19 protein-coding genes and 2 pseudogenes are annotated in these 18,521 nt (G+C 48.7%); 3 read left to right on the forward strand and 18 right to left on the reverse strand.

What is annotated here, in order from left to right; translation table 11 throughout:
- Positions 1-12 precede the first annotated feature (12 nt).
- Positions 13-696 carry an ATP-binding cassette domain-containing protein gene (locus FD32_RS10165; protein ID WP_235803737.1) on the reverse strand — a complete coding sequence of 228 codons (684 nt, stop codon included), beginning with the start codon at positions 694-696 and terminating at the stop codon, positions 13-15.
- 192 nt (positions 697-888) lie between these two features.
- Positions 889-1,699 (reverse strand): annotated as a pseudogene (locus FD32_RS10170) (ABC transporter transmembrane domain-containing protein); the annotation flags it as partial.
- Positions 1,700-1,896: 197 nt separating this feature from the next.
- Between FD32_RS10170 and FD32_RS01965 the strand changes: the two are divergent.
- Positions 1,897-3,342: an amino acid permease gene (locus FD32_RS01965; RefSeq protein ID WP_047769198.1), complete on the forward strand. Its 1,446-nt coding sequence runs from the start codon at positions 1,897-1,899 to the stop codon at positions 3,340-3,342.
- A 222-nt stretch (positions 3,343-3,564) separates the two neighbouring features.
- Here FD32_RS01965 and wecB read toward each other — a convergent pair.
- The 16 genes and pseudogenes from wecB to FD32_RS02035 form a co-directional block, all read right to left on the reverse strand.
- Positions 3,565-4,667, reverse strand: a pseudogene (gene wecB, locus FD32_RS01970) (non-hydrolyzing UDP-N-acetylglucosamine 2-epimerase).
- Positions 4,668-4,691: 24 nt separating this feature from the next.
- A complete protein-coding gene (locus FD32_RS01975; protein WP_235803736.1) occupies positions 4,692-5,816 on the reverse strand; it encodes a glycosyltransferase in 1,125 nt (374 codons plus the stop codon).
- 173 nt (positions 5,817-5,989) lie between these two features.
- Positions 5,990-6,127 carry a hypothetical protein gene (locus FD32_RS10010; protein ID WP_156410631.1) on the reverse strand — a complete coding sequence of 46 codons (138 nt, stop codon included), beginning with the start codon at positions 6,125-6,127 and terminating at the stop codon, positions 5,990-5,992.
- 266 nt (positions 6,128-6,393) lie between these two features.
- Positions 6,394-7,587: an aminotransferase-like domain-containing protein gene (locus FD32_RS01980; RefSeq protein ID WP_047769196.1), complete on the reverse strand. Its 1,194-nt coding sequence runs from the start codon at positions 7,585-7,587 to the stop codon at positions 6,394-6,396.
- A 273-nt stretch (positions 7,588-7,860) separates the two neighbouring features.
- Positions 7,861-8,553: a 50S ribosomal protein L1 gene (gene rplA / locus FD32_RS01985; protein WP_047769194.1), complete on the reverse strand. Its 693-nt coding sequence runs from the start codon at positions 8,551-8,553 to the stop codon at positions 7,861-7,863.
- A 94-nt stretch (positions 8,554-8,647) separates the two neighbouring features.
- Positions 8,648-9,073, reverse strand: a complete 426-nt coding sequence (gene rplK, locus FD32_RS01990; protein WP_047769192.1) for a 50S ribosomal protein L11 — start codon at positions 9,071-9,073, stop codon at positions 8,648-8,650.
- 123 nt (positions 9,074-9,196) lie between these two features.
- Complete coding sequence (nusG, locus tag FD32_RS01995) at positions 9,197-9,742, reverse strand: transcription termination/antitermination protein NusG (RefSeq protein WP_047769190.1); 546 nt, start codon at positions 9,740-9,742, stop codon at positions 9,197-9,199.
- Positions 9,743-9,852: 110 nt separating this feature from the next.
- A complete protein-coding gene (gene secE / locus FD32_RS02000) occupies positions 9,853-10,029 on the reverse strand; it encodes a preprotein translocase subunit SecE (protein ID WP_047769188.1) in 177 nt (58 codons plus the stop codon).
- Between the two features lie 12 nt (positions 10,030-10,041).
- Positions 10,042-10,191, reverse strand: a complete 150-nt coding sequence (rpmG, locus tag FD32_RS09720; RefSeq protein WP_082126068.1) for a 50S ribosomal protein L33 — start codon at positions 10,189-10,191, stop codon at positions 10,042-10,044.
- 68 nt (positions 10,192-10,259) lie between these two features.
- Positions 10,260-10,823 (reverse strand): RNA polymerase sigma factor, encoded by a 564-nt coding sequence (locus tag FD32_RS02005; protein ID WP_047769186.1) that lies wholly within the window; start codon positions 10,821-10,823, stop codon positions 10,260-10,262.
- Positions 10,824-11,198: 375 nt separating this feature from the next.
- Positions 11,199-11,948: a 23S rRNA (guanosine(2251)-2'-O)-methyltransferase RlmB gene (rlmB, locus tag FD32_RS02010; protein WP_047769184.1), complete on the reverse strand. Its 750-nt coding sequence runs from the start codon at positions 11,946-11,948 to the stop codon at positions 11,199-11,201.
- Complete coding sequence (locus FD32_RS02015) at positions 11,938-12,351, reverse strand: Mini-ribonuclease 3 (protein WP_047769183.1); 414 nt, start codon at positions 12,349-12,351, stop codon at positions 11,938-11,940. The genes rlmB and FD32_RS02015 overlap by 11 nt, the downstream gene beginning before the upstream one ends.
- An 11-nt stretch (positions 12,352-12,362) precedes the next feature.
- Positions 12,363-13,775, reverse strand: a complete 1,413-nt coding sequence (gene cysS, locus FD32_RS02020; protein ID WP_047769181.1) for a cysteine--tRNA ligase — start codon at positions 13,773-13,775, stop codon at positions 12,363-12,365.
- A 392-nt stretch (positions 13,776-14,167) separates the two neighbouring features.
- Complete coding sequence (locus FD32_RS02025; RefSeq protein WP_047769179.1) at positions 14,168-15,337, reverse strand: PIN/TRAM domain-containing protein; 1,170 nt, start codon at positions 15,335-15,337, stop codon at positions 14,168-14,170.
- Between the two features lie 22 nt (positions 15,338-15,359).
- Entirely contained in the window at positions 15,360-16,736 is a 1,377-nt protein-coding gene (radA, locus tag FD32_RS02030) for a DNA repair protein RadA (RefSeq protein ID WP_047769177.1), read from the reverse strand.
- Between the two features lie 12 nt (positions 16,737-16,748).
- Entirely contained in the window at positions 16,749-17,285 is a 537-nt protein-coding gene (locus FD32_RS02035; RefSeq protein WP_047769176.1) for a dCTP deaminase/dUTPase family protein, read from the reverse strand.
- 127 nt (positions 17,286-17,412) lie between these two features.
- Here FD32_RS02035 and FD32_RS02040 point away from each other — a divergent pair, with 127 nt between their 5' ends.
- Positions 17,413-17,703: a GNAT family N-acetyltransferase gene (locus FD32_RS02040; protein WP_047769174.1), complete on the forward strand. Its 291-nt coding sequence runs from the start codon at positions 17,413-17,415 to the stop codon at positions 17,701-17,703.
- Positions 17,704-17,717: 14 nt separating this feature from the next.
- Entirely contained in the window at positions 17,718-18,401 is a 684-nt protein-coding gene (gene rpiA / locus FD32_RS02045) for a ribose-5-phosphate isomerase RpiA (RefSeq protein WP_047769172.1), read from the forward strand.
- Positions 18,402-18,521: the final 120 nt, after the last annotated feature.

Raw genomic sequence — 18,521 nt, forward strand, 5'->3', positions numbered from 1 at the left:
TAAGGTATTTTGTTACCAGCCCGGCCGCTTTAGCAATTCTGCCGGTTGTCCCTGCTCGGTTACCGTCCCCGCTCCCATCACTATTAACCAGTCGAGTTGATCAACCGTACTAAGGCGGCTGGTGGTCATAATAACTGTCTTCTCCTTAGCCGTTACCAGCCGTTCCTCAATTTGGCCAGCGGTCTCAGCATCAACCGCGGATAAGGGGTCATCCAAAACAAGTAGTTGTTCTGGACCAATTAAGGCCCGCCCCAAAGAAAGCCGTTGGCGTTGACCACCAGACAGGTTGGTCCCGTCCTGGCCAACCCTGGTCTTATACTGGTCCGTCATTGCCGCAATTTCTTGATCCATTGCTACTTTCCGGGCCGTTTCGATAACCCGTCGGTCGTTAGCTTGCTCATCACCAAAGCGCAGATTACGCTCAATTGACGTTGAAAAGAGGAAGTCGGTTTGGGGAGTATAACCGATTTGCCGCCGATAGTCCGTTAAAGGAAGGTCACGGATATCCTGGCCAGCAACCGTAATTCGACCATCATAACGGTCAAAATCCCGGACCAGCAGCCGCAAAAGGGTCGTTTTCCCACTACCGGTGGGGCCGACAATCCCCACCTTACTACCTGCGGGCACCCGGAAGTGAATGTTGTGAAGGACCGGGCGATTCCCGTTCGGATAACGGAAGCGGTCAATATCAACCATTAGTGTTCCCGACAAATGAACGGCACCTAACCGTGCAGGACGCCAGGCCGGCTTTTCAGCAAGTAGGCTATTAATCCGGTCGTAGCTGGCCCGTCCCCGTTCAAGCGTGTTAAAGAGGGTCCCAATTGCAAAGAGCGGCCATACTAATTCACCCAGGTAGGTAATTATCGTGACCAGCTGACCAACCGTCAATTGCCCACGACCGACAAACCAGCCCCCAAAGCCAATTGCTAGGAGGTAGGCTAACCCCATAATTAACGTAGTTGCGGGATTAAAAAGGGCATCCCAAAAATAGGCCCTGAGGTTTGTGTGAAGGGCGCGTTGAACATAACGGTGAAAGTCGGCCAGGTCAGCTTCCTCTTCACCGAGCGCCTGGACAACCTTGATTCCCGTTACTCTCTTGGGTTTTGTTATTGAGCTGACCAAACGCCTGTTGGGCCCGACCATAGGCAACGTGCACCCTATTACCCAACCGGTTAGCTAAAACGACGAGGAGCGGCAGTGGCAGGAGGGTGATGATTGTCAGCTTCCAGCTCACAAAGACGCCCATTGCAATAATCATTGAGCCCCCAGTGATAATGGAATCCGCCAAGGTCAAGATGCCGTAACTGGCGACCTCCCGGACGGCTTCAACATCGTTAGTGGCGTGGGCCATCAAGTCCCCAATCCGCCACCGCTGGTAAAAACTCGGGTCCATCGCCATGAAGTGGTGAAATAGCCTGCTCCTCAGCTGGCGTTCTAGGACATAGGAACTGCCATAAAGCAGCTTCTGCCAGGCAAAACGCAGGAAATATTGAATGATCGCCGCACTCAGCATAATGCTGATCTGTAGGGTTAACCATCCCCCGTTAACCCGGTGGGCGCTGATCGCGTCGACAACGTTCCCAATTATCCGGGCCGGGATGACGTTACAAATTGCAACCAATACTAGGGCAACTACCCCACCAAGGTACTGCCGCCACTGCTGACGGAAGAACCAGCGGAGTTGCTTTAAAATTGCCACCGGTTACTCCTCCTTTCTTTTACTGTTTAATAATAAGTGAAGATCAATGACATGTGAAATGCTTTCTACTCATGCCTGACTATGTACTCAGTGAATACCTAACACCATGCGCTAGTCGTATACCTAACCATTAAAAATAAGTATTTTTAATATTCACCCGTTCGCACTACAATTTTACTAACTATTATATAGGAGGAATGTGTAAATTGAATAACCAACAGCATAATGGCCATATCCGCCACACCTTACAGTCACGTCACCTGTCGATGATTGCCCTGGGTGGAACAATCGGTACCGGCCTTTTCATTGCTAGTGGGTCGGCAATTACAACTGCTGGCCCGGGCGGTAGTCTAATCGCGTACTTTGTCATGGGATTAATGGTCTTTTTCTTAATGACTAGTCTCGCTGAGATGGCCACTTATAACCCGCGCAGTGGTTCTTTTGCCGAATACGCCAACCGTTATGTTGACCCCGCCCTTGGTTTTGCCATGGGATGGAACTACTGGTTCTGCGGGGCCATCACCGTTGCCGTAGAGCTCTCCACCGTCGGGATTGTCATGAACTTCTGGTTTCCTCACGTCCCGTCCTGGCTCTTCAGTCTCCTGGCCTTTATCATTATTTTTACAATCAACTACTTCTCAGTACGGACCTATGGTGAAACTGAATTTTGGTTGGCCCTGCTAAAAGTCGCCGCCGTGGTAATCTTTGTCATCGTGGGAATCGCGGTTATCTGCGGTTTGATTGGCGGCCACCATGCGTTAGGCTTCCAGAACTTCACCTATAAGAAGGCCCCCTTCGTCAACGGGATCCCGGGAATCATTAGCGCCTTCGTCGTCTCCGGCTTTTCCTTTCAGGGGACAGAAATGGTTGGGATTGCTGCAGGTGAATCAGCAGACCCACACCACAGTGTTCCCCGGGCAATTCACGCCACCTTCTGGCGTATCCTACTCTTCTACGTCCTGACGATCTTCGTGATTGCCTGCGTCCTTCCTTACACCAACAAGAACCTCCTCAGTTCTGATGTGCAAGACATTGTGACCAGCCCCTTCACCCTGATCTTTCAGTACGCCGGGCTCCGGTATGCCGCGGGAATCATGAATTTTGTCATTTTAATTGCGGTTCTTTCATCAGCCAACTCGTGGCTCTACGCCATTTCCCGGATCCTTTTCTCCCAATCAGTTGATGGCTTCTTGTGGAAAGGATTCCGTCGTGTCAACCGCCGGGGTGTCCCCATCATCAGTTTTCTCGCGATGGCGGTCCTAAGTTTGGCATTGTGGGCCCTTCAGTTTATCGGCCCGAATGTCTACAACTATTTAATTGCTGCAACTAGTCTTGGCGGTTTCATGGAATGGTTAGGAATTGCGATTGCTCACTACCGGTTCCGCCGCGGTTTCTTACGGCAGGGCCATACCTTAGACGAGCTTGACTACCATGCCGGGCTTTTCCTCTTTGGTCCCCTGTTTGCCTTTGTTCTCTGCATTGTCGTTATCGTTGGTCAAAACGTTGACGCCTTCTTAAAACTCGATTGGTCCAACATTTTGATCACCTACATGAGCGTGCTACTCTTCATTTTCTTCTACCTCTACTACAAGGTACGCCACCATACCCACTTGGTACCCTTGACGAAGATGAAATTAAAGTAAAGATTCTAAGGTGGAAGGCAGGATTTTTGTTTAACCCTTTCTTCCTCCTTTTCATTAAAAAAGGCTGTGACATAAGTCCCCCAGCTACGGTACAGTACACAAAAGGGGGCGCTAGCGTTCGGAAAATTCGAACACTAGCGCCCCCTTTATACTTTCTGAAGACTAACTTCGTATCGAAAGACAAACTAGCAAGCTAGTTCTGTCTCACTCCCCCTAACCAAATTAGTGCGCCCACTCGTCAATTGCGGAAAGAATCCGTTCACTGGCGTGCCCATCGCCATACGGATTTTGTGCACTGCTCATTTTCTGATACTCTTCCTGGTTATCGAGTAAGCTCGTCAACTGTTTTGTAACATTATCATAGCTAGTTCCGACCCAGGGTCCCGGCCGCCACGCCTTCAGGCCGTTCCGTCGTGTCACGGAGCACCAGCACCGGCTTATGCAGGGCCGGGGCTTCCTCCTGCACCCCACCGGAATCGCTCATCACCAGTAAGGAGCGATTCATGATGTTATGAAAGTCAACAACGTCTAAGGGGTCGATCAAGTGCACCCGCGGGTCCCCCGCAAACACCTCATTCGCAGTGTTACGAACAATTGGGTTTAGGTGAACCGGATAAATGACGTCTAGGTTCGCACGGGCATCAACAACATCTTTGATGGCCCGGAAGGTTTCTCTCATCGGCTGTCCCCAGTTTTCCCGCCGGTGCATGGTCAATAGGATAATCTGGTGGTCGGGGGCAATCTTTTCCAAGGCCGGGTGGTAGTAGTCCTGGTTAACCGTGTACTTTAAGGCATCAATCGCCGTGTTACCGGTAACGGTAATCCCCTGCTGGTGGTTGCTGCGGTGGAGGTTGTCAGCACTCGTCGCGGTGGGTGCAAAGTAGAGGTCAGCCAGGTCATCAATCATCTGCCGGTTCATCTCTTCCGGGTATGGCGAATACTTATTCCACGTCCGCAAGCCGGCCTCCACGTGGCCAATTGCAATTCGGTTATAAAAGGCCGTCAGTGCGGCGGCATAAGCGGAACTGGTGTCCCCGTGGACAAGCATGATTGCTGGCCGCTCCTTTTGTACGATGGGCTCCAAACGCTGGCATGGTGGTCATAGTTATCTGCGTCAACCCCTGGCCCGGTTTCATGATCTTGAGGTCGTAGTCCGGCCTGATATGAAAAACATCCAGCACCTGTTGGAGCATTTCTGCGTGCTGACCCGTCGACACCACCACCGGCGAAAAGCGATCATCCTCGATTAGTCTGCGCACGACCGGGCCCATCTTGATTTTCTCCGGACGGGTACCAAAAATGGCCATTACTTTTATCTGCTTCATTGTTTTCCCAACTTCCTTTCACCATCAACCCTTACCGTGCTCTGTTTTAATCCACGAGTTTTCATGAAAGAGCCACCGCCAAAAGGCCATGACAATACTGAAGAAGAGCACAACGTAAAGGTATGATACGCCAAAGGGCAACAGTAAATACTGGCGCCAAGTAATTGCGGGTTCACCAAAGTGGTGGAGGTCATGCCGGTAGAAAAAGCTGAACACGATTCCCCATAATAAGGAAAAGAGCGCCACCAAAACTACCATCGCAACCAGGGCCAGCCCCGGTAAGTTACTAAAGAGCTTGTCCAGGTGAAAGAAGCTGAAGACCGTCAAGACGATGATGGCGGTGTCAGCCAGGACGTTAATCCACGGTTGACAGAGAAAGTAGTAAATTCCCGTCTTCTGGACCGTCTTCAGTCGGCGGCTCTTCACAATCGCGGGGAGGTACTTCAGGCAGTTGAGGTCTCCTTGAACCCACCGGCTGCGTTGGCGGATAAATTTCTTCAAGGAGGCCAGTGCTTCCTGATAAACGCAGGTTTCCGTCATGTAGTCCACGTGAAGGCCCTTTAAAAGCATCTTAATCGTCAGTTCGTAGTCATCCAATAAGGCATTCCCCCAGGGATGGGGACCAATCTTGGCAAGAATTGGGGCCAGGCGGAAGAACTGTCCATTGCCGCTCAAGCCCACGGTCCCGGTGTACATCCGCATTATCTGGGTCATGTGGTTAATACTGAAGAACTCAATGTCCTGAAGAATCTGCAATTCCGTTTTAAAGTGGGGGTACATCTTTACCCGCATCTGACAGACGTTACCAGCAGGTAAAGAAAAATAGCCATTCAAACGCTGGGCCGCATTGGGGGCAAGCTCGGCGTCGGCGTCAACGACCCCAACAATTGTCTTTTCTGGTGCGGTACCCCGCTGCTTAATCTGCTGGCGGATGTAATCAAGGGCGAAGTTTAATACGTCCCCCTTCCCCGTATGTGCATCTGGTAGTTGGCGCTGGAGCAAGTGTAGCCGTGGACTCCTAATTTGGCGAATTTCGGCTGCCGAGTTATCGGTACTAGCATCATCAACCACCACCACCTCGAACTCCCCAAAGCTTAAGAGGTGCTGGATAGTCTGCTTAATTACCGCTTCCTCATTAAAGCAGGGCACAATGATAAAGTAGCGTAGTTCCTTGTCAATCTTGTTCGTTACCTGGTTTCCAGCAAAGGCGATGTAGTCCGTGGGATACGAGAATGACCGAAAAAAATACTAATAAGAGTATAAATTAGAAAAATCAGGAGGCTGATCATCCAGACTCCCGTAAAGAAATATACCAGCATAGTCTACCCCTTCCTCAGATTGTGACGAAAGAGAAGCCAGAAGACAAAACTAATTGTTAGCGCTACCCCAATAATCACTAGCAAAATAAGAATTACAACCGTGACCAACGGTTGGTCAACCGCATCAAGCAATGACAACATCTTACTTCCTCCCCGCGACAAGTCACCCTTTTAGCAACATTGATTTTTGCAACTAGTTTATCGACTAATTAGGAAATTGTCAAATTATTATTATAAATTTATAATAGTATAACTATTGAGGGCATTTTAAATCGTTGCTATAGCAGTAGTAAATAATGAACATTTTCCTTAGCAAGTGATTATTAGGGTGAGCAAAAAAAGATAGGGTCGAATCAACTGTTAATTCGACCCCACCCCAAAACTAAAGGATAAGTTTTGTCTATTTTCTACTTATTAACCGCTTCTTGGAGCGCTTCACCTAGTTGTTTCATCCCGACCTTGATCTGGTCTTCTTTGGCATTGGAATAGTTCAGGCGGAAGGCCCCTGGCTGTGGCTTACCCGCAAAGAACGGGTCTCCTGGTACAAAGGCAACGTTGTGCTTGAGACATTCCTTGAAGAGCTCAACGGTATCGTCAACCCCTGGCACTTCAACCCACAGGAACATCCCCCCTTCTGGATTAGTGTACTTAACACCAGCTGGGAAGTACTTCTTAAGTCCATCCGCCATCAATTGTTTACGTTTACCGTAAAGATCACTGATTTCCTTTACATGTGCATCAAGATCATTATTATCCAAAAATTCAACGACCGCATACTGGGCCAAGTTATCGGTATGTAAGTCCGCGGACTGCTTTAACACCGTCAGTTTGTTGATAACATCCTCATCGGCAACTACCCAGCCCAGGCGGAATCCAGGTGCCAGAGTCTTAGAGAAGGTACTCATGTAGAAGACATGGCCGGTTTCGTCAAAGGACTTAACCGCAGGAACATGGGTCCCGGCAAAGCGAATCTCACCATACGGGTTATCTTCGAGAACATAAACATCATACTTAGCAGCTAACTCAGCGAGTTTCTTCCGGCGGTCAACGGCCATTGTTCGTCCGGTTGGGTTTTGGAAGTTAGGCACTGTATAGACCAGCTTGGTCTCCGGATGGGCCTTGAGGGCGTCCTCAAGGGCATCCATCTTCATCCCCTGTTCATCCATGGCCACGCCCACAAACTTAGCACCATAGGACTTGAAAACGTCTAAGGCACAAAGATAAGTCGGCTGTTCAACCAAGACCGTGTCCCCGGGATTAACGAACGCCTTCCCTACCAGGTCCAGAACCTGTTCTGAACCGGTTGTTACCAAGACGTTATCAAGGGCGCCGGTGACTCCTTCCTTTTCCTTAACGTGTTGGAGGATCAACTCACGGAGAGCAGTAACCCCCTTGGCGGCTCCGTACTGCATCGCTTCCTGGCCATGTTCTTCAAAGACCTTGTCAACGGCCGCTTGCATTTCCTTTACGGGGAACAGTTCAGGAGCTGGCAATCCACCAGCAAAGGAAATAATCTTCGGATCCGCCGCTGCTTTCAGAATAGCACCCACCGCATCCGTGCCGTCTGCTGGAACTCGTTTAGAATACTTAAACTTTGTCATTGTCGTCACTCCTTAAAAATGTTTTCACAGTTCTAATTTGTTTTTAATAAAACTGTCATTGGCAAGTAGTATACACTAAAACCACTCGCTTGTTAAGTAGTGAATTTATTTTTAGCCTATTTTCGTCATAAAAATTATTATTATTTCCCTGTTTAATCCCGGCCTAGCAGTCTTGGGATTATAAAAAATTAGAATATTTTTAAAAATTAAAAAAGAGGAAGACAACGTCATCATCAACGTTATCTTCCTCTTTTAATTAGGTTCAACCTAAATTTAGAATGAAGTCAAATCAAGCGTCACGCTTGGGCCGAAAGTCGAAGCGATGGAAGCATGCTTGATGTAAGTACCCCGTACTGAAGCAGGACGAGCCTTAACAACGATGTCTTCCAAAGTCTTCAGGTTTTCAACCAACTTATCGGTGTCAAAGGAAACCTTACCGAATGGTACAGCAACGTTACCATCACGGTCAGTCCGGTAGGTAACTTGACCAGCCTTGGCGTCAGAAACCGCCTTAGCAACGTCCATCGTAACCGTACCAGTCTTTGGGTTAGGCATTAAGCCCTTAGGTCCCAGAATCCGACCCAGACGACCAACCTTAGGCATCATGTTTGGCGTAGCAATGGCCACGTCAAAGTCGAGCCAGCCGTCTTGAATCTTTTCTACTAAGTCGTCAGAGCCAACAAAGTCAGCACCGGCGTCTTCAGCAGCCTTGGCATTGTCACCTTCGGCAAATACGATAACGGTTTGGTCCTTACCAGTACCGTTTGGTAAAACAACGGCACCACGTAATTGTTGGTCAGCTTGCTTAGTATCTACGTTTAAGTTAAATGCAACTTCAACAGTTGAGTCAAAGTTAGCAAAGTCAATGTCTTTTACTAATTGAACTGCGTCGTTGACTGCGTATTCCCTCTTGCTGTCAACCTTTTTAAGCGCATCTTGGTACTTCTTACCACGATTCTTAGCCATCTTGTGTTTTTCCTCCTTGCAAATGTGGTCTAGCGGAGTTAATACCTCCCACGGAGACACACTACTTTAATAGGGTGTCCGGACTGCTTAGCAACTAGTCTTCAACAGTGAAGCCCATGCTGCGTGCAGTACCTTCAATCATGCGCATAGCTGCTTCAACGTCAGCTGCGTTTAGATCTTGCATCTTAGTTTCGGCGATTTGCTTAACTTGATCCTTGGTTACCTTAGCAACCTTCTTTGTGTTAGGTTCACCGGAACCGTGTTCAACACCAGCGGCCTTCTTCAGTAAGACAGCAGCAGGTGGCGTCTTAGTAATGAAGTCAAATGAACGGTCTTCATAAACAGTAATTACAACTGGGATCAGCATACCCTTTTGGTCTGCAGTCCGGGCGTTGAATTCCTTAGTGAAGCCCATGATGTTAATACCTGCTTGTCCAAGTGCAGGGCCTACTGGTGGAGCTGGTGTTGCTGCACCGGCAGGAATTTGCAACTTGACAACGTTAGCTACTTTCTTTGCCACGAGACAAAACCTCCTTAGTCCGTGTTGTGGTCATGATGAGGCAGAAAATTTACCTCTCCCACAGTATGTACAATAGCATACCCTAATAAAATACCACAATTATATTGAGTAATCAATTATTAATTATTCGACCGTATCGATTTGGTCAAAGCCCAGTTCAGCGGAAGTTTCCCGGCCAAACATGTTGACGTTAACCTTCAGCTTTTGCTTTTCGTGGTCAACTTCCGTTACTTTCCCCGTCAGGTCCGCAAACGGTCCGGCAATTACCTTAACGGTGTCGCCTTCCTTGACGTCGATGTCACTAACGGTAATGTCAGCGCCCATCCGCTTCATAATCCGTTCAACTTCTTCTGGCAGCAGTGGGGTTGGCTTTGAACCCCCACCGTGAGAACCAAGGAACCCAGTAACACCAGGTGTGTTCCGCGCAATGTACCATGCCTGATCCGTCATGATCATTTCAACCAGGACGTAACCTGGGAAGGTATTTTCAACGACTTCCTTAGCCTTGCCATCCTTGACTTCACGAACGGTCTCTTCGGCAACGACTACCCGAAAAATGTAGTCTTGCATACCCATTGATTGGGCCCGTGATTCCAAGTTACTCTTGACCCGGTTCTCGTATCCGGCATAGGTATGGAGCACATACCAGCGTTTTTCATGTGATTCCACGATGAATCCTCCTCTTTAATTCAAATTTTTGCCAAAATAAAAAACTTCGCAAATCTACGAAGTTCGTCACAGCTAGTATAACAGACCACTGCTTGTTTTACCACTATCTGTTAAACAAACAGTTTCATAAACATTTGAATCAACCAGTCGAACAGAGCAAAGAACAGGACGAAAAATAGGGTCAGCGAGATGACAATAGTTGTATCACGCCGGTTCTCTCGTGCCGTTGGCCAAACGACTAGTTTCATTTCATGGTTAACACTTTTAATAAAACGAATTAAGTGCATATTTGCCTCCACCTATTTACTCTCGCGGTGAAGTGTATATTCCCCGCAATGTTTACAGAATTTTCGTAATTCTAAGCGCTCTTGACGCTGAGGGTTAGCAGTAATCGTGTAGTTTCGCGCACCGCATTTGGTACATTCTAAGGCCACTTTCTTCTGTGCCATACTAACACCTCCACACAGGGAATAGATTATCACGAATTACCAGTAGAAAGCAAGCGAATGGCAGTTAACTAGCGTTTTAGGATGTGGAGCAACTTTTGTCGGCTGCGGCTCATCGCACTTTGTACTTGCCGCTTGCTGCAATTAAGTACGGCCGCCAACTCGTTTGTCGAATACCCCTTCTGGTAACTGATCAAGACGGTCCGTTCGAATGCCGAACAGGACTGCATCAATTTACGAATGCAGTAGTGACAATAAATGGTGTCTTCCGGTTGGATTTGGTGGGGGTCATTCAAAATTTCTGCGAAGTCATCATTTAATGGGGCCACCTTCCCTGCCGGGATTCTTTTGCGTGCTTGCCGCGCCCGGTAAAGGTCCAAAATTTTGTTGACCAGGCTCTGCTTGTAAAAACCGCCGAACTGGCTATCATTTGTCCCGGTATAGGAACGAATGACCTTGATCAACACTAGTTGTGCTTCCTGCTCCCAATCGGCTAATTCCAGGCCCGGCACATAATAGTGTTGCCATATTCGCCGAACTAAGGGCAGGTACTGACGAAAGAGGAGGATGAACTCCTCATCGCTCAAGTCCGCACAAAATTTAATCAGATCCCCTTTTTCTTCATCCAAACGCATCAATAAAACTCCCTAAAGATTCAATTAACCCGTCACGATTTTAACCCCGGACACAATGCCGGTAGTTCCCTAATAATGGTATTTACCTTCCCCATTATTGGGTTTAGAAATGTCCCGATAAACCTTTCCAAATTAAAATCCACGTGTCTGTTGCTAATTTAACAAAGCAGTCGGGACGAGACAATAAATGGTCCACCTTTAAAAAACACGCGATCGAACGCTAACGGCCACTTTGGCCACCACGTAAGGGAAAAATCGACTGCGATGTTAAATGGAAAATGTGAAAGCCCTTACAAGCAATAATGCATCGATAAACAAATATGGGATTTAAAAAGACAAACTTTAGCGGTGATCACTAGAGTTTGTCTTTTCAATTTATGCTAATGGGTGCCGGGAGTTAAAGCCCTGGTATATCAACAGGCTGGCCGCTACACTGGCATTTAGGCTTTGGACGTGACCAATCATTGGAATTGTCAGCATCTCGTCGCAGGTTTTCTTCAAAAGGGACGAGATTCCCTTTCCTTCGTTGCCAATCACGAGGGCCACCGCACCATGCGCATCCCAGGTCCGATAGTCCTTACCACGCATGTCAGCCCCAAACAGCCAAACACCACGCGACTGGAGCTCCTTGGCAGTCTGCACCAGGTTAGTCACCCGAGCAACCGGGACATGTTCAATGGCGCCCGTGGACGTCTTGGCCACCACGGAGGTCAGACCGACTGCCCGCCGCCGGGGAATAATGATCCCGTGAACCCCTGCTGCATCCGCGGTCCGGATAATTGAACCCAGGTTATGGGGGTCTTCCAACTCATCCAGGATTAAGAAGAAGGGATCCTCCCTCTTCTTCTCGGCGTTAGCAAAGAGGTCGTCAATGCTGGCGTAGTGGTAGGCAGCAACCGCTAAGACCACCCCCTGATGGTTCTGGTGGTCGGTCATCTGGTCCAATTTGGTCTTGGGCACATTAGAAATTACCAACCGCTTTTCCTTTGCTAACTTAATAATCTGGGCAATGGCATCTGCCTTAAGGCCAGACTGAATGAAGACCTTATTGATCTCCTGGTCCGACTTCAACGCCATTACTGCCGGGTGCCGGCCAATAATAAAATCAGTATGCTCAGTCTTCATGCTTGATCCGTCCCTCCTCAACTTGTTTAATACACCATTCGGCAAGTTCCGCTAACCGGTCCTGCTGCCCCGAGAGCTGCAGGTAACCCATCAAGGCCTCAAAGCCGGTTGAAATCCGGTAAGTGAGGACCGAAGTGTGCTTGGCATGGGTGTGACTATTGGCATTCCGTCCACGTTTGAAGTAGGCCCATTCCTCATCACTTAGGAGCTGGTCGGCCTTCATCAGGTCAATCAAAGCTGCCTGGGCCTTGGCAGAGACGTAGTGGGTCGCCAAGTGCTGCAACTTTGTGGGCTTACTAAGCCCCTTGCTTAATAGGTGCTGCCGAATGAATACTTCATAAACGGCATCCCCAAGGTAGGCCAAGGCAATTCCGTTTAACTGCTGATAGTTTACTTTTTCCATTACTTCTTTTGTTACTCCTTCTTATAACGAGTTCCCTGGGGGGTATCTTCAAGGATAATCCCCTGCTTCTTCAGGTCATCACGAATCTGGTCACTCCGGGCAAAGTCCTTGTTCTTCCGGGCTTGGTTCCGCTCCTCAATCATTGCCTTGATTTTTTCGTCATCGATCTCGTTGTCCGTGGCCACCAGTTTAATGCCGAAGATGCTGATAAGCTTGACCATCGCTGTTTCAAACTCTTTCAAGCCACCACGATAAACAGTTGCCGCTTGGGCATAGGTGTTGGCCGCCTTCACGAGCTCATAGACCACCGCAATTCCGTTTTGGACGTTGATGTCGTCGTCCATTGCCTCAATGAAACGGTTCGTATACTCGGTTACTTGCTTTTGCACGTCAGCATCATCACCATCCCGGGCGTCCTTTTCCCGGTACTTCAGGTTGTCAAAGGCGGTTTGAATATGCTCAAGGTTGTTCTTAGCATCCGTGAGGTTAGCTTCACTATATTGGATTGGCCGTCGGTACTGGGTGGTGGCCATGAAGAAGCGCAGCACTTGCGGGTCCACCGTCTTAATGATGTCGTGGACCGTAATGAAGTTGTGTAGGGACTTGCTCATCTTCTCGTTGTCATTACCAATCGTCACAAAGCCGTTATGCATCCAATAACGGACAAACTTGTGACCGGTAGCGGATTCACTCTGGGCAATTTCGTTTTCGTGGTGGGGGAACTCCAGGTCCTGGCCACCAGCATGGATATCAAGGGTGTCACCGAGGTACTTAGTGGACATTACCGAGCACTCAATGTGCCAGCCGGGCCGTCCCTTTCCCCATGGTGAATCCCACGAAATTTCCCCTGGCTTAGCCGCCTTCCAAAGGGCAAAGTCCATTGGGTCCTCCTTCTTGTTGACCTCATCGGCACTAACGTGTTCACTCGCACCAACTTCCAAGTCATCAATCGATTGTCCGGATAATTCACCATAGTGGGCAAACTTACGGGCCCGGTAGTAGACATCCCCGTCCTTTGCGTATGCGTAGCCCTTATCGATTAGGCGCTGAACAAAGTTGATAATCTCCGGGATATGCTCGGTTGCCCGGGGGTGGCTCGTCGCCGGTTCAATGTTGATTGCCGTGGTGTCTTCCATGAAAGCCTTGATATACTTATCCGCCAGCTGGGGAACGGTGATTCCCTGTTCATGGGCCGCCTTAATCATCTTATCGTCAACGTCCGTAAAGTTAGAAACGTAGTTGACCTGGTAACCCTTGAACTCCAGGTACCGCCGGACAGTATCAAAGGCGATTGCACTCCGCGCATTGCCAATATGAATGTAGTTATAAACGGTGGGACCACAGACATACATGTTAACAATCCCCGGGTGCAGGGGTTTAAATATTTCTTTCTTCCGTGTCAAGGTATTGTAAATTGTTAGCATTTTAACCTACTCCCATCCGTTCATTGATTTAAAATTTCTTCTCAATAATTTTAACACATTCGCTTTCATGACGCGGCCGTTATCGCCAAACGAATGCTTTTACCCCCGCTAAAAGATATTTAACTGTTTGGTCATACTTTCTTCACATTCTATTGTTAGTATATAAAGCGTAGAAAGTTAATAGCTTTCTACATCAATGAAACCTATTATTTTTCAATTACTCCTCCCAATAGTAACGAAAAAATAATTACTTATGATAATCTCCCCCAAGGTTATCATATACTCCCTAACGAGATAGCATTCCCAAGCTATCTCTTTTTTGTTTTAAACCAAAGTAAAGGGCCCCGGGTATCGTGAATATTCACGATACCCGGGGCCCTTTACTTTAATATTTACTTGTGTCCCTTACCCTTTTGGGGCTCAGGCTTGTCTTTGGAATTCTTCTTCGCCGCTGGGCCATTGTCGTGTTGCTCATCAATTCCCCGCTGCGAATGGAGGGGCCGGGCGAAAATCATCCGGCCGGCATCGGTCTGGAGGGCACTGGTAACCTCAACTTCAATCGGCTTGTTCATGAAGAACCGGCCGTCTTCAACAACCACCATTGTGCCGTCATCAAGGTAGGCAACCCCCTGCTGGCGCTCGGTCCCCTTCTTGACGACAACCACCTTCAGGGTTTCGCCAGGAATAACCCGCGGCCGCAGGGACTTGGCCAGGTTATTGATGTTTAACACATCCACGTTTTGAAACTGGATGACCTTGTTGAGGTTGTAGTCGTTCGTCACAATTACCCCATCAACCTTCTTGGCAAGGGCAATCAGCTTGCTATCAACCTCGGGAATATCCTCAAAGTCACCGTCATACATCTCAATTGGGACGATCTTTTCGCTCCGTAACTTGTTAAGGATATCCAGGCCCCGCCGGCCCCGAACCCGTTTGATGCTCTCGCCCGAGTCCGCAATGTACTGCAACTCATAGAGCACAAAGTTGGGTACCAGTAAGGTTCCTTCCAGAAAACCGGTCTTAACAAGGTCGTAGATTCGCCCGTCAATCAGGATATTAGTATCCAGGATCTTGTAGTGGTGATAGTTATCATCCTGGCGCTCCAGGACCTCATTTTTACTGTCTTTGCCCCGCTTGACCATTGCCAAATTCTTCCAGTCATCTAAGCGGGAAGTTCCAATCTTAAAGCCGTAGTAACTGAAAACGACCATTAGCAAGATTGGTAAGATGTTATTGACCACCGGAATCTTGGTCCGCCACAAGGGAATCGATACTAAAACCGCAATGACCAAGCCCAGAATCGTTAGTAGGGCCCCAAAGAAAATATACTGGGGACTTTTACTTGTCAGGTCGTGTTCGACCCGGTGAATAACGCTGACCGTTGGTTTCATAAGTGCTAAAGATAATAACCAAAAAATAATTGCACCAATTAAAACATCTAAGAATACCAACAGTGGACTGTAAATGTGTAGCTTAAACAAGTCCCACAGTGTCGGCAGGTAATAAAAGCCCACTGCGGCCCCTACTAAAATATAGAGTAAACGAATAATCCGTTTAAGCATTAGCATTCCTCCTTTTCTCTTTCTAGCCAAGGGCCATCCGCAGGGCCTCACGGAGGGTCCCCACACCAATGACCTCAATTCCTGAAGGTGGGTTCCACCCCTTCAGATTGTTCTTTGGAACAAAAATCCGCTGAAAGCCAAGTTTCTGCGCCTCAGCGACCCGTTGTTCAATCCGGTTGACCCGCCGGATTTCACCAGTCAAACCGACTTCGCCAACGAAGGCGTCTGCCGGCCGGGTTCCCTTGTCGCGGTAACTTGAGGCGATACTGATGGCGATTGCCAAGTCGATTGCCGGCTCGTCCAGTTTAACCCCACCAGCAGCCTTTAAGTAAGCATCCTGGTTTTGCAGCATCAGGTTGGCCCGCTTTTCCAGAACGGCCATTATTAATGATACCCGGTTCCTGCTCAAACCGGTAGCAGTTCGCTGGGCATTTCCGTAAACCGTCGGCGTCACCAGAGCCTGGATTTCAACCAGGATTGGCCGGGTCCCCTCTAAAGAAACCACCACGGCCGAACCCGTAGCGTCGGCTAAGCGCTCCTCCAGAAAAATCTCGGAAGGGTTCTTAACCTCCGTCAACCCGTTGGTGTGCATTTCAAATATTCCCAGTTCGTTTGTCGAGCCGAAACGGTTCTTAACTGACCGCAAAATCCGGTAGGTATGGTGGAGATCCCCCTCAAAGTAGAGAACCGTATCTACCATGTGCTCCAGAATCTTTGGACCAGCCAGGGCGCCCCCCTTGGTAACATGACCAACCACAAAGATTGTGATGTTATTACTCTTGGCAATCTGCATCAACTGGGCGGTAACCTCCCGAATCTGGGAGACACTCCCGATAGCTGACGTCACATCCGTTGCCTGCATGGTCTGGACAGAATCGATAACCACGTAGGACGGCTTAATCTCACGGATAGTGTCCTTAATGCTGTCCATGTTCGTCTCCGGATAAACATAGAACTCATCCCCCGCAACACCGAGGCGTTCCGCCCGCATCTTGATTTGCGTACCACTTTCCTCTCCGGAAACATAGAGGACCCGGTGACCTTCATCACTGAGCTGACCAGATACCTGTAGTAGCAGGGTGGACTTCCCGATTCCCGGGTCCCCACCAATCAGAATCAACGAGCCGGGGACAATTCCGCCTCCCAGAACCCGGTTAAGTTCATTTAACTTGGTCTTGACCCGCGGCGTTTCCTTGCTGTTGATCTCGTTAATCTTTTGGGGCTTAGCAACGAGGCCCGTTAAGGTGGTTGTCGGCCGTGCCTTGGTAGCTGTTGTCTTCGTCTGAACCTGCTCCTCAACTAAGGAATTCCATTGACCACAGTTGGGGCACCGGCCAAGATAGCGGGGTGAACTGTACCCGCAGTTTTGACAAACGTACTGCGTCCTTACCTTTGCCAATTTCTCTCCTCCTTACTTTTTAGTTGAGCCAAATCCACCGGTCCGTTGAGCGTGTGGTGCCGTCTCACCATCGGCCAAGAGGAATGGCATAAAGATTCCCTGGCCAATCCGTTCGCCCTTCTTGATATGGTAGTCGCGCAGGCCAAAATTAATCAGCTGAAAGAAAATTTCCCCCTCGTTACTGTCGTTATCATAATAATCCGCGTCGACGATTCCAATCCCGTTGGGTAAAATCAGCCGCCGTTTTAAAGGGCCACTCGAGCGGTTGGCCAACAGGAGGAATTCATTATCCTGCATGTAGGCTTTGACCCCTGTAGGTACTAAATACGGTTTTAAACAAGCGTCCGCACTTTGAAAATCTTCGTCGCTGACTTTCTTTTGCTTAAAAAGCGCCCAGAGGGCCTTTAAGAAGTTCCCCTTCCAGATTGAAGGGAGGGTAAAGTCTTCGGAAGCGGCGAAGTCATAACCTGCCGCCTTAGCTGTCTGCCGCTTGGGGAGGGACAAGCCATCGTTGGCCTTTTTTGACACGATTTTAAATCCGCGTTTCACAGTTATTTCACCTCATTAATAAATCACTATTGTAATATTATAGGATAGATTGGTTACCAATGGTATTGGTTAGCTTGACTTTTCGCCCGACTTTATCGAAAATTAAATTTGAATGGATGTGATAGTGATGGAATTTGTTGTTGATGAAAATAAACTCATTGCCAAGGACCAGTTTCACCCCCTAATTGGTGAACTAAGCTTTCCGGCCGTTGCTGACGACCGGGTCGTGGTCGAACGGGTCTTTGTCCACCCCGACTTTCGTGGACAGGGGATTGCCAACGAGCTCGTGCGCCATTTCGTGGACTACGCAAGTGAGCACCAGTTAACGGTAAAACTAATGTGTCCCTTTGCAAAGGCGGAGTTTCGTCGTCATCCCGAATACCAAAAGCTATTATCACCGGATGACCGCACAATTTAGGAGGATTTACGAAAATGAATCAAGACGAATTAAAGGCCCAAACCGGCCAGGAATCGGTTAACTACATTAAGTCAGGAATGATTGTCGGCCTAGGGACCGGGTCAACCGTCCGTTACATGGTTGACGAACTTGGCAAGCGGGTCCAAGCCGGGGAATTAACCGGCATTACCGGGGTCACGACCTCCAGCCGGACCGCCAAGCAGGCCAAGGATCTGGGAATCACCATTAAGGACATTGACGACGTTGACCATATCGACCTCTGTATTGACGGGGCCGATGAAGTTAGCGACGACTTCCAAGGAATCAAGGGTGGTGGCGGTGCCCTCCTCTGGGAAAAGATCGTTGCCAATGCTTCCGACAAGATCATCTGGATTGTCGACGAAAGCAAGTTGGTCCACCAGCTAGGGAAATTCCCGCTACCAATTGAGGTAATCCCGTTCGGTGCCCAGCTAGTCTTCAACCGTCTGGAAAAGAAGGGCTACAAGCCGAGCTGGCGGATGGACGGCAGCAACAAGTTCTTGACTGACGAAAAGAACTACATCATTGACCTCCACCTGGGCAAAATTGACCATCCGGCCCAACTTGCCGATGAGCTGATCCACATGGTGGGCGTCGTTGAGAGCGGTCTCTTCTTGAACCGGGTCAACGACGTGATTGTTGGTACACAGAACGGCCCGAAGATTTTACATGCCCGCTAACAACTAATTTAAATGCGCCTCGCGATTAGGTCTTCCTAACGCGTGGCGCTTTTTTGAAAACGGGCAAAGGGGTTGTGACAAAAAGCCTCTGAATCAGAAGCTCCATTCGGAATTTAACAA

It is taken from the genome of Limosilactobacillus panis DSM 6035 (assembly GCF_001435935.1).
In the GTDB taxonomy this organism is placed as follows: Bacteria; Bacillota; Bacilli; order Lactobacillales; family Lactobacillaceae; genus Limosilactobacillus; species Limosilactobacillus panis.

Excerpts from the sequence above, each read along its gene's own strand:
- FD32_RS02040 (WP_047769174.1), top strand. The coding sequence starts at position 17,413 with ATGGAATTTGTTGTTGATGAAAATAAACTCATTGCCAAGGACCAGTTT.
- rpiA (WP_047769172.1), top strand. The coding sequence starts at position 17,718 with ATGAATCAAGACGAATTAAAGGCCCAAACCGGCCAGGAATCGGTTAAC.
- rplA (WP_047769194.1), bottom strand. The coding sequence starts at position 8,553 with ATGGCTAAGAATCGTGGTAAGAAGTACCAAGATGCGCTTAAAAAGGTT.
- FD32_RS01965 (WP_047769198.1), top strand. The coding sequence starts at position 1,897 with ATGTGTAAATTGAATAACCAACAGCATAATGGCCATATCCGCCACACC.
- FD32_RS10165 (WP_235803737.1), bottom strand. The coding sequence starts at position 696 with ATGGTTGATATTGACCGCTTCCGTTATCCGAACGGGAATCGCCCGGTC.
- FD32_RS02025 (WP_047769179.1), bottom strand. The coding sequence starts at position 15,337 with ATGCTTAAACGGATTATTCGTTTACTCTATATTTTAGTAGGGGCCGCA.
- rlmB (WP_047769184.1), bottom strand. The coding sequence starts at position 11,948 with ATGAAGACTGAGCATACTGATTTTATTATTGGCCGGCACCCGGCAGTA.
- FD32_RS10010 (WP_156410631.1), bottom strand. The coding sequence starts at position 6,127 with ATGTTGTCATTGCTTGATGCGGTTGACCAACCGTTGGTCACGGTTGTA.
- cysS (WP_047769181.1), bottom strand. The coding sequence starts at position 13,775 with ATGCTAACAATTTACAATACCTTGACACGGAAGAAAGAAATATTTAAA.
- FD32_RS02005 (WP_047769186.1), bottom strand. The coding sequence starts at position 10,823 with ATGCGTTTGGATGAAGAAAAAGGGGATCTGATTAAATTTTGTGCGGAC.
- rpmG (WP_082126068.1), bottom strand. The coding sequence starts at position 10,191 with ATGGCACAGAAGAAAGTGGCCTTAGAATGTACCAAATGCGGTGCGCGA.
- FD32_RS02015 (WP_047769183.1), bottom strand. The coding sequence starts at position 12,351 with ATGGAAAAAGTAAACTATCAGCAGTTAAACGGAATTGCCTTGGCCTAC.
- secE (WP_047769188.1), bottom strand. The coding sequence starts at position 10,029 with ATGCACTTAATTCGTTTTATTAAAAGTGTTAACCATGAAATGAAACTA.
- FD32_RS01980 (WP_047769196.1), bottom strand. The coding sequence starts at position 7,587 with ATGACAAAGTTTAAGTATTCTAAACGAGTTCCAGCAGACGGCACGGAT.